Source organism: Burkholderia sp. NFPP32 (assembly GCF_900119325.1).
Taxonomy (GTDB): domain Bacteria; phylum Pseudomonadota; class Gammaproteobacteria; order Burkholderiales; family Burkholderiaceae; genus Burkholderia; species Burkholderia pyrrocinia_C.
Genome location: NZ_FPJP01000013.1, coordinates 165,232 through 177,476, shown reverse-complemented (window position 1 = coordinate 177,476; position 12,245 = coordinate 165,232). Strand labels below are relative to the sequence as shown.

Below are 12,245 nucleotides of genomic sequence, written 5' to 3'. Positions count from 1 at the left end.
GCGCGTCAGCGCTCGCCGGTCATCCGCCGGTACGCGTCGAGCAGCGACGTCTTGTAGACGACGCCCGCGAGCGTCGGCTCGGCTTCGCTTTCGATCACCGGCAGCCGTTCGCCCTGGAACGCCATGAAGCGTTCGAGCGCCGTCGCGAGCGGCATGTCGGGCGTGAGGAGCGGAAACGGCGTATGCGCGTAATGCGCGGCCGTCTTGTCGGACGTGTCGCGCTTGTCGAGCAGGTCGGACGTGATGTCCTTCAGCGCGACCGCGCCGCGGAAGCGCCCGGCGTCGTCGGTCACGTACAGATACTTCACCGGATATTCGAGAAACACGCGCGTCATGTCGGCGACGCTCGCGGTGAGCGGCACGACCGTCTGCGCGGGCTGGATCAGCTCGCGCATCTGCGTGGTGCGCAGCCGCAGCCGTTCCTGCGCGTCCTGGTAGTGGTGCAGCGTGATCTCGTACATCGACGTCGTGCCCGTCGCGCGTGCGACGAAATACGCGAACACGCACGACACCAGCAGCGGCAGCACGACCTGATAGCTCAACGTCATCTCGAAGATCATCAGGATCGCCATCAGCGGCGCCTGCGTGGCGCCCGCCATGAACGCGCCCATCCCGACGATCGCATACGCGAAATACGCCGACGTATGGCCGGGCCACAGCGCTTGCATCGCGAGCCCGAACAGCGAGCCGAACACCGCGCCGACGAACAGCGTCGGCGTGAAGACGCCGCCGATCGCGCCCGAGCCGGCGGTCGCGGCGGTCGCGATCACCTTGAACACGAGTACCGCGACGAGCGCCTGCCAGGTCCACGGCGAATGAAGGATGTGGTTCACGACGCTGTAGCCGTTGCCCCATACGTCCGGAATCCACACCGAGATCACGCCGACGACGAGGCCGCCGAGCGCGAGCCGCAGGGGCAGCGGCACGGGCAGCCGCTTGAACTGGTTCTTCGACGCGTCGAGCAGGTGCAGGAACTGCGGCGCGAGCACGCCGCACAGCGCGCCGAGCACGACGAACAGCAGCACCTCGGCGCCCGTGACGGCCGGAAACACCGGCATTTCGTACGGCGGCCGGTAGCCGGCGAATTCGCGCATCACGATGTTCGCGACGACCGACGCGACGACCATCGGCCCGAAGCTCTCCATCGCGATCGTGCCGAGCACGATCTCCGACACGAAGAACGCGCCTGCGATCGGCGCGTTGTACGCGGACGTGATGCCGGCCGCTGCCCCGCACGCGACCAGCAGGCGCAGGCGCGGCGGGTCGAAGTGCACGAAGCGGCCGACGAGCGACGCGGCAAGCGCCGCGAGCTGCACCATCGGGCCTTCGCGGCCGATCGAGCCGCCGCTGCCGATCGTCAACAGCGACGACACGCTGCGCCACAGGCTCTGCCGCACGGGCACGATGCCGTTGCCGAGCGCGACGGATTCCATATAGTCGGTCTTGCCGGACGGCTTGTCGCCGCGCGTCGCGAGCAGCAGCACGCAGCCGGCCAGGAAGCCGCCCGCGGCCGGCATCCAGAACCGCACGTACCACGGCAGGCTCTTCGCCATCTGGACGAAGCTGCCGCTGTGCCCGGAGATCAGGCGCTGCATCAGGTCGATGCCTTCGCGGAACGCCATGGTGGCGAAGGCGCCGCCGACGCCGACGATGGCCGACCAGATCAGCATCGTATGGGCGTCCGACAGGCGGAACAGCGTTTCGGCGCGAGTGCGCAGCTTCAGCAGGAACGAGAGCACGGCTGAAAGGGGGCGATGGAAAACGACGCGAAGCATAGCACCGCGCCGCGCCCGCGGGACCATCCCGTCGGGCGCGGCGCGCGAAGTGTTGCGGACGGGCGGCTCAGCCAAGCCAGTGCTGCACGGCCCAGGTGATCCCGTAGCCGCCGGCGATCAGCCACACGTACAGGATCAGGCCGGTTACCAGTGCACGGGGGCCGGCTGCGCGGATCTGCGATACGCGCGTCTCGATGCCGAGCGCAGTCATCGCCATCGTCAGCGCGAAGGTGTCGAGCACGTTCAGCGTATGCGTGACGTCGGTGGGCAGCACGTTCAGCGAATTGACGATCACGAAGCCGAGGAAGCCGAGCGCGAACCAGGGCACGGCCACCTTGCGCTTGCCTTGCGCACCGCCGGCCGTCGCGCGGGCCGAGCGGGCGAGCCACCAGCCGAGCACGAGCAGCACCGGGACCAGCAGCATCACGCGCGTCATCTTGACGATCGTCGCGATGTGCGCGACCTGCGGGCTGATGTCGCTGGCTGCGCCGACCACCTGCGCGACCTCGTGGATCGTGCCGCCGAAGAACAGGCCGAGGCCGGCCGGATCGAGGTTCAGCAGCCCGGCGTGATACGCGATCGGGTACAGGAACATCGACAGCGTGCCGAACAGCACGACGCTGCCCACGGCCATCGCGCTCTGGTGCGGCTTCGACTGCAGCGTCGACTCGAACGCGAGCACGGCGGCCGCGCCGCAGATCGCGCTGCCGGCGGCGGTCAGCAGCGCCGCGTCGCGGTCGAGCTTCATCAGCTTCATGCCGGCCCAGGTGCCGATCACGAGCGTGCTGACGACGACCAGCACCGAGACCGTCAGGCCCGGCAGGCCGACCTGCGCGATTTCCTGCAGGCTCACGCGCAACCCGAAGAACGCGACCGCGATGCGCAGCAGCTTGCGCGCGGAGAAATTGACGCCGGCTGCCCAGCTGGCCGGCATGCCGTCGCGCAGCGCATTGCCGTACAGCGCGCCGGCGACGATGCCGACGATCAGCGGCGACAGGCCGAGCCCCGCGATCGCGGGGAGCTCGGACAGGCTCGTGACGGCGGCGGCGAACAGCGCGACGAACAGCACGCCGTTCAACTGGCCGCGCATCGACGGCGCGGCGTGGCTGAGATGGGGAGTCGGGGCAGTGGACATGGAGCACCGTAATTGAGCGTGTTGCGATGCTGTAATCCTAATTTTGTTATATCGATATGAAAAATTGTGATTTGTGACGTAAACTATCCGGAAAGCCGATAATTCATCCCCATGACCCCGGATCAACTGATAACGTTCGCGGCCGTCGCCGAGCACCTGAACATCAGCCGTGCCGCCGTGGCGCTGCATCTGTCGCAGCCGGCCGTGTCGGGCCAGTTGCGGCTGCTGCAGGACGAATTCGGCGAGCCGCTGTACCAGCGCGACGGCCGCGGCATCCGGCTGACGCCGGTCGGCGAACAGCTCGCGCAATACGCGAAGGCGCAGCGCGACACGTTCGCGCAGGCGCGCGCGTTTCGCGACGCGGTGCGCGGCCTCGAGGCCGGCACGCTGCGGATCGGCGCGAGCACGACGCCGGCGAGCTATCTGCTGCCGTACCTGATCGCGGCGTTCCAGTCGCGTGCGCCGCGCGTGACGATCCAGACGATGAGCGGCAATACGGCCGACGTGGTCGCCGCGCTGCCGTCGCTCGACATCGCGATGATCGAAGGGCCGCCCGGCGAGGCGCTGCCGCCCGGCACGGCCGTGCATGCGTGGCACGAGGACGAGATCGTCGCGATCGTGCCGGCCGGCCATCCGCTGGCCGAGCCCGGCTACGATGCGGGCGTGACGCTTGACGCGCTCGCCGCGCATCCGCTCGTGCTGCGCGAGGAGGGCTCCGGCGTGCGGCAGCTCGTCGAGCGTGCGTTCGCGCATGGCGGCGCGCCGATGCGCGTGGCGTTCGAGATCGCGGGCGTCGAGGCGGTGAAGGAGGCCGTGCGTGCCGGGATGGGCGTCGGGTTCGTGTCCGCGATGTCGCTGCGTCACCAGGATGCGGCGCTCGTGTTGCGCTCGCTCGCGCCCGCGCCGCTCACGCGTCATTTCTCGATTCTCGTGCCGCATGGCGGCGCGCCGTCGCGGGTCGCCGCGCAGTTCCTCGAAATGAGTCTCGCGCAGGATCTCGCATAGGCGGCCGAAGCCGATCCGGGGCCACACGCTGCACGCCGTCGGGCGCGCGTTAACGTGACATCCGGTCTTAGGGATTTCCTCTATGGCGTGTGTCCGAAGCGAAGCGCACCATCCGTCTCAAGCAAATGGAACCGGTTCCATTCCGGTAAAAAGGGCAAAATGGCAGACATCGTGATCGTGGCGAGCGCATTCGGGATGGACCGTGTGCGCCAGGAGGGCCACGGCGCATTCGTCGCGACTGCGGCGGCATCCGGTGCGACGGGCTTCGAGGTGAGGCGCGAGCTGTTCGCGTCGGACGACGACGCGACGCCCGGCGCGCTGGCCGCGCTCGGCGCGCAACTGGCCGGCCACGGGCTGTGGTCGGTCTATTCGACGCCGGCCACGCTGTACACGGAAACGGGCGCGCTCGACGCCGACGCATTGCGCGACGCGCTCGCGGAAGCCGACGCGCTCGGCGCGCGTTTCGTGAAATTCCAGCTCGGCGGCTTCGCCGGCGATGCGCATGCGGCCGACATCGTCGCGCTGTCGCGCGGCGCGCGTGCCCGTGTGGTGGTCGAGAACGGCCAGCTTCCGGTCGGCGGCGCGCTCGCGCAGTTCCGCGGGCTGTTCGATGCGCTGGCCGCGGCGGGCATGCCCGATGCGCTCGGGATGACGTTCGACATCGGCAACTGGCAGTGGCCGGGCGAAGCGCCGCTCGACTGCGCGCAGATGCTCGCGCCGCATGTGGAATACATTCATTGCAAGGCGGTCGCCGGCGAGGGCGCGCGCCGTTTCGCGGCCGCGCCGGCGCCGAACGACCCGCTCGTGACCGGCGTGCTCGCGGCGCTGCCGCTGCATGCGCCGCGCGGCATCGAGTTTCCGTTCGACGCGGCCGACCTGGCGGGCGATGCACGCCGGCGCGTCGCGTGGCTTGCAACGGCGTGACGGCAGAAGAATCCTGAGGAGTTCACTCATGAAAGCAGCACTCGATGTCGTGACCTACGGTGAGGCGATGGCGATGTTCGTCGCGACCGAGCCCGGCCATCTCGCGCATGCGGCGCAATTCACGAAGCGGATCGCGGGCGCCGACCTGAACGTCGCGATCGGCCTGTCGCGGCTCGGCTTCCGGGTCGGCTGGATGAGCCGCATCGGCCGCGATTCGTTCGGCGGCTACGTGCTCGACACACTCGCACGCGAAGGCATCGACGCATCATGCGTGACCGTCGATCCGCGTTACCCGACCGGTTTCCAGCTGAAGTCGCGCAACGACGACGGCAGCGACCCGACCGTCGAATATTTCCGCAAGGGCTCGGCCGCAAGCCACCTGTCGTGCGACGACTACGTGGCCGACTATGTGCTCGGTGCGCGCCACCTGCATCTGACGGGTGTCGCGCCGGCGATCTCCGCGACGTCGTGCGAGCTCGCGTTCCGGCTCGCGCGCGAGATGCGCGCGGCCGGCAAGACGATCTCGTTCGACCCGAACCTGCGCCCGACGCTGTGGCCGTCCGCGGACGTGATGGCGAAGACGCTGAATGCGCTCGCGACGCTCGCCGACTGGGTGCTGCCGGGCCTCGCCGAAGGGCGGCAGCTCACCGGGCACGACACGCCGGCCGACATCGCGGGCTTCTATCTCGCGCAGGGCGCGCGCGGTGTCGTGATCAAGCTCGGCGAGCAAGGCGCGTACTTCCGGACGGCCGACGGCCGCGAAGGCACGGTCGCGGGCGAGCGCGTCGAACGCGTCGTCGACACGGTAGGCGCCGGCGACGGCTTCGCGGTCGGTGTGGTCAGCGCGCTGCTGGAAGGCCGCAGCGTCGAACAGGCCGTCGCGCGCGGCAACCGGATCGGCGCGCTCGCGATCCAGGTGATTGGCGATTCGGAAGGCTTGCCGACGCGCGAAGCACTCGACCGGCTCGAAAATGTCAGCAATCGCGCCGATCGCTTAGAGGAAACCGTCACCGCGCAATGAGAGGCCGGACACGGCACAATCCGCGGATCCATTTCGTGCGTCAAGCACCGCTTTGCGTGAGACCGGACGGCAAAGCAGGCGACCGGAGCGGTGCGGAAGCACCGGCTTCGGCCGCGAAGCGCTGAAGCGTCAGCCCGGTCAACAAAGGAGACATTCTGATGGCAACCAATCTCGCAGCCCGACGCTGGTGGACGATCATGCCGATCGTGTTCATCACGTACAGCCTCGCCTACCTCGACCGCGCGAACTACGGGTTCGCGGCGGCGGCCGGCATCAACCAGGATCTCGCGATCGGCAAGGGCCTGTCGTCGCTGATCGGCGCGCTGTTCTTCCTCGGCTATTTCTTCTTCCAGATCCCCGGTGCGATCTATGCGGAGCGCCGCAGCGTGAAGAAGCTCGTGTTCGTCAGCCTCGTGCTGTGGGGCGGCTGCGCGGCGCTCACCGGCGTGGTCAGCAACATCCCGTCGCTGATGGCGATCCGCTTCGTGCTCGGCGTCGTCGAGGCGGCCGTGATGCCGGCGATGCTGATCTACATCAGCAACTGGTTCACGAAGAACGAACGCTCGCGCGCGAACACGTTCCTGATCCTCGGCAATCCGGTCACCGTGCTGTGGATGTCGATCGTGTCGGGCTATCTCGTGCACGAATTCGGCTGGCGCCACATGTTCATCGCCGAAGGCGTGCCGGCCGTCCTCTGGGCCGTGTGCTGGTGGTTCCTCGTGCAGGACAAGCCGGCCGATTCGCCGTGGCTCACCGCGCAGGAAAAGCGCGACCTCGACGCAGCGCTCGCAGCCGAGCAGGCGGCGATCAAACCCGTGCGCAACTATGGCGAGGCGTTCCGCTCGCCGGCCGTGATCAAGCTGTGCGCACAGTATTTCTGCTGGAGCATCGGCGTGTACGGCTTCGTGCTGTGGCTGCCGTCGATCGTCAAGAACGGCTCCGAGCTCGGGATGGTCGCGACCGGCTGGCTGTCCGCGCTGCCGTATCTCGCGGCGACGATCGCGATGCTTGCCGCATCGTGGGCGTCCGACAAGGTCGGCTCGCGCCGCGGCTTCGTATGGCCGTTCCTGCTGATCGGCGCGGCCGCGTTCGCCGCGTCGTACGCGCTCGGCTCGTCGCATTTCTGGATCTCGTATGCGCTGCTGGTCGTCGCGGGCGCCGCAATGTACGCGCCGTACGGCCCGTTCTTCGCGATCGTGCCGGAGCTGCTGCCGAAGAACGTGGCCGGCGGCGCGATGGCGCTGATCAACAGCATGGGCGCGCTCGGTTCGTTCGTCGGTTCGTACTTCGTCGGCTACCTGAACGGCGCGACCGGCTCGCCCGTCGCGTCGTACGCGTTCATGAGCGCCGCGCTCGTCGCCGCGGTGATCCTCACGCTGTCCGTCAAACCCCAGGCGCGCGATGCGCATCCGCTCGCGGCGCCGCTGCAAGGAAAATGAAACCGATGAAGCCTCGTATCGTCGCCTACAAGCCGCTGCCCGATGACGTTCTCGCGTACCTGCGCGAGCATGCGGACGTCGTGCAGGCCGACGGCGCCGACGCGCTCGCCGATGCGCTCGGCAGCGCGGACGGCGCGATCGGCGCGAGCCTGAAGGTCACGCCGCAGATGCTCGATCGCGCACCGCGGCTGAAGGCCTGGTCGACGATCTCGGTCGGCTACGACAACTTCGACGTCGCGGATCTCACGCGGCGCGGGATCGTGCTCGCACATACGCCGGACGTGCTGACCGAGTCGACCGCCGATACGGTGTTTTCGCTGATCCTGGCGTCCGCGCGGCGCGTGGTCGAGCTGGCCGAGTGGGTGAAGGCCGGCCACTGGCATCGCAGCATCGGCCCGGACCTGTACGGCACCGACGTGCAGGGCAAGACGCTCGGCGTCGTCGGGCTCGGACGGATCGGCGGCGCGGTCGCGCGCCGCGCGGCGCTCGGCTTCCGGATGCAGGTGCTGTACGCGAACCGGTCCGCGCATGCCGAAGCCGAGACGCAGTACGGCGCGCGGCGCGTGACGCTCGACGAACTGCTCGCGCAGTCGGATTTCGTGTGCGTGCAGGTGCCGCTGTCGCCGGAAACGCACCACCTGATCGGCGCGGCCGAATTCGCGAAGATGAAACGCAGCGCGATCCTGATCAATGCGTCACGCGGGCCCGTCGTCGACGAAGCCGCGCTGGTCGACGCGCTGCGCGCGGGCACGATCCATGGCGCGGGGCTCGACGTATTCGAGAAGGAGCCGCTGCCGGCGGATTCGCCGCTGTTGCAGATGAAGAATGTCGTCGCGCTGCCGCATATCGGCTCGGCGACGCACGAGACGCGCCACGCAATGGCGCGCTGCGCCGCGGAAAACCTGGTCGGCGCGCTGGCCGGCACGCTGCGCGCGAATCTCGTCAATCCGGACGCGCTCGCGCGAGCCTGAGCCGCGCCGGGTAACGGGAAGACAGCCGGCCGGCGGGGCGCCGGCGCCGTTAGAGTCGACGGTCTTGGTGCCGGAGGGCTGGCTGCGTTATGATCGCCCGCTTGTCGCATCGACGGCCCGGCAACGCTGCCGGCGGCGTTCGGCGACGGGCATCCGCGCCAGGTCCGGTGCGGCCGACTGCTTTTGCACGTGACTGGAGCGGGCGCCGATGCGCCGGCGCCGATCGACCGCGACGCATGGGATCAACGTAAGCGCTGAAGGGCTGACGCTGGTCGACCGCGAAGCATGGGACGAGCGTAAGCGCTGAAGGGCTGACGCTGGTCGACCGCGAAGCATGGGACCAGCGTAAGCGCTAAAGCGCTAACGCTGGTCGACAGAGGAGTCCGCCGGGTGGCTTACGTTTCCAACAACAAAGGTCCGTCTGCCCACGAAGCGGCGCGGATCATACGTCGTGAGGCACGACAGTGACCGATTCGCAACCTTCCACGCCGCGTCCGGCGACGATCAGCGATGTCGCACGCGAGGCCGGCACGGGCAAGACCAGCGTTTCGCGCTACCTGAACGGCGAGACGCACGTGCTGTCCGTCGATCTGCGTCAGCGGATCGAGGCCGCGATCGCGCGCCTCAACTACCGGCCGAACCAGATGGCGCGCGGGCTCAAGCGCGGCCGCAACCGGCTGCTCGGCATGCTCGCGGCCGACCTGACCAATCCTTATACCGTCGAAGTGCTGCAGGGCGTCGAGGCTGCGTGCCATGCGCTCGGCTACATGCCGCTCATCTGTCACGCGGCGAACGAGGTCGAGATGGAGCGCCGCTTCCTGCAGCTGCTCACGACCTACCGTGTCGAAGGGCTGATCGTCAACGCACTCGGCGCCGAAGAGGACGTGCTGCGCCCGCTGCGCGGCGCCGGCATCCCGGCCGTGCTCGTCGACCGGACCGTCGAGGGTTTCGAGGCCGACCTGATCGGCCTCGACAACGCCGATGCGATCGAGACGGCGGTCGCGCACCTGATCGAGCACGGCTTCGACGCGATCCATTTCGTCGTGCAGCCGTTCGAGCACGTCAGCTCGCGGCGCCTGCGCGAGGCAGCGTTCCGCGCGGCGCTGGGCGCGCGCGGGCTGCCGGTGCCGTCGACGGTCGTGCTCGACCTGAACGAGCCCGACGCGGCCGCGGCGGCACTCGCCGACCTCGATACGCGCATCGACGACGCAACGCGGCGCGGCGTGCGCGCGGCGCTGTTCGCCGCGAACGCGCCGGTCGCGCTCGCGATCGCGCGCCACCTGCGCGCGCGTTTCGGCGCCGCGTGGCAGCAGAAGGCCGCGCTGCTGTCGATCGACGATCCGGAATGGGCCGAGCTGATCGGCATCACGACGATCCGTCAGCCGACCTACGAAATCGGCTACAAGGCCGTCGAATTCGTGCACGAGCGGATCGACGGCGCAGCGGGCGACGTGCGCGTCGCGATGCTGCCGGGCGAGCTGATTGCGCGCGCGTCGACCGCAAGCTGAGTATCATGCGGGGCACGCAGCGCGTCAGGTGCGCTGCCCCGAACAAGGAAATACATGACTGTCGCTCCCGTCACGCTGGCGGTGCTGATCGCCGCCACGCTGATCATCGCGCTGCTGCCGCTCGTCCTCTTCCGTATCCTGCGCAAGCCGCTTGCGCTCAACCGCCGCGACACGATCGTCGGCGTCGCCGTCTTCACGCTGTTCGCGATGATCGTCGAACGCGCGTTCCACGGGCTCGTGCTGAGCCAGACGCCGGCGGATGGCTGGCTGACGCAGCCGCTCGCGTTCGTCGCGTACAGCGCGCTCGCGACCGCCGTATTCGAGGAAGTCGGCCGTTATCTCGGGATGCGTTTCCTGAACCGGCGCTACGGCACGTCGACCGGCGACGGTCGCGCGATCGGCTACGGGATCGGCCACGGCGGCGCCGAAGCGTGGTTCGTCGGCGTGCTCGTATGGGGCCAGTGGTCGTATCTCGCGTGGCTGGCAAGCCGCGGCCAGCTCGAGACGCAGCTTTCCGACCTGCCGGGCGATACCGTCGTGCGGCTGCACGTGATGCTCGCGACGCTGTCGGTGCAGTCGATCCTGCTGTTGCTGCTCGAACGCTGCGCGGCGTTCGTGCTGCAGCTTGCGCTGTCGGTGCTGGTCTGGCGCGGCGTGCGCGCCGGCCGTGCGGGCGTGTTGCCGCTCGCGATCGTGCTGCATGCGCTCGCCGCGGCGCCGGCGCTGCTGTACCAGGTGCGCGTGCTGCCGGCCGCATGGGTCGAGGCCGCGTATTTCGTGCTGGCGGCGATCCTGGTCGTCGTGATGGTGAAGACGTGCCGGCCGCCGCGTACGGCTGCCTGACGGGAGAGACGGGATGGACGACTATCTGATCGAATGCCGGAGCGCCGAATTCGACGCGCTCGCGCGCGTGATCTGCGATCTCTTTCCGGAGCAGACGCGCTTCGCCGAAAGCAGCGACGAGCGCGGGCGGTTCCTGTCCGTGCACTGGCTCGCGATGCGTTTCGGCGCGACGCCGAAGCGGATGACGCTCGATATCCGCATCGTGCCGGCCGCGCTCGCGCGTTATCTCGCGCTCAAGCCGATGCAGCGCGCGCGCAGCCATGCGGTGCTGCATGCCTATACGGAAGCGATGCTCGGGTCGCTCGAGGAGCGCCACGCGGCCGGCGAGGCCGTCGAGCGCAGCGCGGAACTCGAACTCGACGAAGACTTTGCGTGAGCGTGCAGCCGGCTTCATGCCGGCGCGGCGGATTACGCGTCGCGGTAGACCTGCGCGAAGCGCTGCGCCTGCACGACGCCGTAATCGCCGGGTGCATACTGCATGACCCAGTCGCCGGCGACGCCGCGCAGCGTGTCGCCGTTTTCCGAGCGGGCGATCGTAAACGGCTCGTCCATCCTGCGTGCGAGCACGACGGCCGGCCGGTTCCGGTAGGCGCCCGGCGCGCCGTGCGCGAGTGCCGGATCGGCGGGCAGGTATTTGGCGTCGAAGCGCGCGCGCGATACGACCCAGCGGTCGCCGGTCGAGCCCGTGATCAGCGCGTCGCCCGCGACATAGCGGTTCGGGCCTTCGAGGCTCATCAGTTCGCCGTCGGCGTGTGCGAATGAAACGGCGACGGTTTCGTCCTTGACGACGCGACGGGCCTGCGGGTCGGTACGCAGATCGATGTGCTTGAGTTCGAGCATGGCGAGGAAGTGCGGGAAAAGCCGGGAGCTTATCCCGAATTTGGCGCGCCGTGTGGCGCGCGCCGATCGCCGGCAGGACGCGCGGCGCCGTTCGGCCCGTAACGGGCAGCGCGGCGCCGGCAGGGAGGACGTCAGGGTTGCGCGGGTGCGCTTGCGGCCGGCGCGGCTGCCGCCTTGCCTTCCTTGCCCTTCGTCTTGCCCTTGCCGCGGTGCTCGCCGCCGTGGTTCAGCCAGCTGCGGAACGTCGTGTCGGCCAGCGCCTTCTGCTCGGCCGGGAAGCTCGCGTAGAGCGGCGCGAATGCGTCGGAGAGCTTCTTCGCGCCGTCGGCGTTCGCCTGCGACAATTCCGCATACTGCTTCATGTCGTCGAGCGCGGAGACGTCGTGCTTGGCCATCCGGTCGCGATAGAGGCGGCCCATCGTTTCGCCGTTGTCACGCATCGTGTCGGCGAACGTCTTCCATTGCGGTTCCTGCGCCGACGTGATCTTCAACTGGTCGTGCAGATACTTGATGCGCTGCTCGACGCGCGCTTCGTGGCGTGCCGCGCGCTGCTCGGCGCTCGGGGCCGATGCTGCGGCCGCAGCCGTCGTGGCCGGAGCGGGCGCTTGAGGCTGCGCCGGGGTTTGCGCGAACGCGCTGGCTGCAACGGCGAGCGTAGCGAGGGTGAGCGAGATCTTCTTCATGGTTGGCTCTCCGGGGTGGTGTCTTGCGAGCGGGCGCGGCGGCAATTGCCGCAAGCACGCATCTCGCGTCGCACATTATTAGTAGCACGTTGTGTGCAGCG

General features: G+C 68.8%; 12 protein-coding genes. 8 read left to right on the top strand and 4 right to left on the bottom strand.

The window, feature by feature from the left end; all coding sequences use genetic code 11:
* Positions 1-5 precede the first annotated feature (5 nt).
* Positions 6-1,739 (bottom strand): ClcB-like voltage-gated chloride channel protein, encoded by a 1,734-nt coding sequence (locus BT264_RS23555; RefSeq protein WP_204426370.1) that lies wholly within the window; start codon positions 1,737-1,739, stop codon positions 6-8.
* 103 nt (positions 1,740-1,842) lie between these two features.
* Entirely contained in the window at positions 1,843-2,910 is a 1,068-nt protein-coding gene (locus tag BT264_RS23545) for a YeiH family protein (protein WP_051983720.1), read from the bottom strand.
* Positions 2,911-3,021: 111 nt separating this feature from the next.
* Between BT264_RS23545 and BT264_RS23540 the strand changes: the two genes are divergently transcribed.
* The 8 genes from BT264_RS23540 (at position 3,022) to BT264_RS23505 (ending at position 10,997) form a co-directional block, all read left to right on the top strand.
* A complete protein-coding gene (locus BT264_RS23540; protein WP_072441244.1) occupies positions 3,022-3,915 on the top strand; it encodes a LysR family transcriptional regulator in 894 nt (297 codons plus the stop codon).
* A 159-nt stretch (positions 3,916-4,074) separates the two neighbouring features.
* A complete protein-coding gene (locus tag BT264_RS23535; protein ID WP_072441241.1) occupies positions 4,075-4,839 on the top strand; it encodes a xylose isomerase in 765 nt (254 codons plus the stop codon).
* Between the two features lie 28 nt (positions 4,840-4,867).
* Complete coding sequence (locus tag BT264_RS23530; protein ID WP_072441238.1) at positions 4,868-5,860, top strand: sugar kinase; 993 nt, start codon at positions 4,868-4,870, stop codon at positions 5,858-5,860.
* Between the two features lie 158 nt (positions 5,861-6,018).
* Positions 6,019-7,299 carry an MFS transporter gene (locus tag BT264_RS23525; RefSeq protein WP_072441234.1) on the top strand — a complete coding sequence of 427 codons (1,281 nt, stop codon included), beginning with the start codon at positions 6,019-6,021 and terminating at the stop codon, positions 7,297-7,299.
* A gap of 5 nt (positions 7,300-7,304) precedes the next feature.
* On the top strand, positions 7,305-8,270 hold the full coding sequence (locus tag BT264_RS23520; protein ID WP_072441417.1) for an NAD(P)-dependent oxidoreductase: 966 nt from the start codon (positions 7,305-7,307) through the stop codon (positions 8,268-8,270).
* Positions 8,271-8,734: 464 nt separating this feature from the next.
* On the top strand, positions 8,735-9,778 hold the full coding sequence (locus tag BT264_RS23515) for a LacI family DNA-binding transcriptional regulator (RefSeq protein WP_072441232.1): 1,044 nt from the start codon (positions 8,735-8,737) through the stop codon (positions 9,776-9,778).
* A gap of 54 nt (positions 9,779-9,832) precedes the next feature.
* Positions 9,833-10,621, top strand: coding sequence for a YhfC family intramembrane metalloprotease (locus tag BT264_RS23510; protein WP_072441229.1), 789 nt, complete (start codon positions 9,833-9,835; stop codon positions 10,619-10,621).
* 13 nt (positions 10,622-10,634) lie between these two features.
* A complete protein-coding gene (locus BT264_RS23505) occupies positions 10,635-10,997 on the top strand; it encodes a DUF3022 domain-containing protein (RefSeq protein WP_034181369.1) in 363 nt (120 codons plus the stop codon).
* Positions 10,998-11,029: 32 nt separating this feature from the next.
* Here BT264_RS23505 and BT264_RS23500 read toward each other — a convergent pair whose 3' ends face one another.
* Both BT264_RS23500 and BT264_RS23495 read right to left on the bottom strand, forming a co-directional pair.
* A complete protein-coding gene (locus BT264_RS23500) occupies positions 11,030-11,461 on the bottom strand; it encodes a PGDYG domain-containing protein (protein WP_072441226.1) in 432 nt (143 codons plus the stop codon).
* Between the two features lie 131 nt (positions 11,462-11,592).
* Positions 11,593-12,144, bottom strand: coding sequence for a Spy/CpxP family protein refolding chaperone (locus BT264_RS23495; RefSeq protein ID WP_072441223.1), 552 nt, complete (start codon positions 12,142-12,144; stop codon positions 11,593-11,595).
* Positions 12,145-12,245: the final 101 nt, after the last annotated feature.